The sequence below is a fragment of the Pseudomonas sp. PDM32 genome, assembly GCF_019219225.1.
In the GTDB taxonomy this organism is placed as follows: domain Bacteria; phylum Pseudomonadota; class Gammaproteobacteria; order Pseudomonadales; family Pseudomonadaceae; genus Aquipseudomonas; species Aquipseudomonas laurylsulfatiphila.
This window is the reverse complement of the sequence record NZ_JAHUWE010000067.1, coordinates 1-258: the sequence shown is the minus strand read 5'-3', so window position 1 is coordinate 258 and position 258 is coordinate 1. Positions and strand designations below refer to the sequence as shown.

The 258-nt window shown below is 60.9% G+C and carries 1 protein-coding gene; it reads right to left on the bottom strand.

What is annotated here, in order from left to right; all coding sequences use genetic code 11:
- Positions 1–258, bottom strand: a 258-nt coding sequence (locus KW846_RS29820; RefSeq protein ID WP_218486476.1) for a VCBS domain-containing protein, incomplete at both ends; no start/stop codon positions are given.

Here is a 258-nt window from a genome sequence, read left to right as displayed (position 1 = left end):
CGTTGAGGGTTACCGGATCGTCGTTGTTGTGGATCTGCAGCACCAGTTTCGCAGTGCTGCTGTCGCCATCGGCGTCAGTGAGGGTGTAGGTGAAGGTGTCGGTGCCGTCACCACCGCCGTGCAAGGCTTTAAAATCGGCATCGCTGGTGTTCAGGGTGTAGGTGTAGGTGCCGTTGGCGTTGAGTACCAGGGTGCCGTAAGTGCCGGTGAAGGTGCCGGGGGTGATCGGGCCAGAGCCCTCACCGATGGTTACCCGGT